The organism is Bartonella melophagi K-2C, assembly GCF_000278255.1.
In the GTDB taxonomy this organism is placed as follows: Bacteria; Pseudomonadota; Alphaproteobacteria; order Rhizobiales; family Rhizobiaceae; genus Bartonella; species Bartonella melophagi.
In genome coordinates this window covers 2085-2658 of sequence record NZ_JH725088.1, presented here as the reverse complement: position 1 = coordinate 2658, position 574 = coordinate 2085, and the positions used below count along the sequence as shown (strand labels likewise).

The 574-nt window shown below is 53.7% G+C and carries 1 protein-coding gene; it reads right to left on the bottom strand.

All coding sequences use genetic code 11. The features are described 5' to 3' along the window. Positions 1 to 495: right-handed parallel beta-helix repeat-containing protein (locus ME3_RS07075; RefSeq protein ID WP_198002723.1), on the bottom strand; the 495-nt coding region annotated here is incomplete at its 3' end. Positions 496 to 574 lie beyond the last annotated feature (79 nt).

The window sequence follows — 574 nt, the reverse complement described above, 5'->3', positions numbered from 1 at the left end:
CACCTTAATCCCCGTCCCACCTAGCCTAACCATAATCTTGGCTCCCCCCTTAATCTCCAAGGTTCCCTTTGTCGCCACCACGCCTATATCAACCCCTGAAATATCCACCCTCTCCAACGTCACTGTCCCCGAACTTTCCGTCTCCACCCCTATTCTTTCATCACCCCCACTCTTCCTACTTCCCTCTCCCACAATCTTCGTCCCCGTCAACTCAGCCCTTGTCACCTCACTCCCCACATAGACCCCCCATACACTCCCCCCCTTTGCTAATTCAATCGTCCCATTGTTTACCTTCAACGTGCCACTTCCCTTCACATCTATCCCCACCACCACCCCTGTCATCTTCATATTATTCACCGTCACCATCCCACTCCCCTTCTCCATATAGACCCCCCTCCCAACCCTTGAAATCCTCACCCCATCCATCGTCACATCTCCCCCCAGTATATTCACCCCCACCCCCTTTCCCTCTCCCATAATCGTCAGATCATTCAAGTTAGCACTTGTCACCCCATCCCCCACCTTCACCCCGATACCACCCCCCCTTGCTAAACTAATCGTCGTCCCCCTTTCC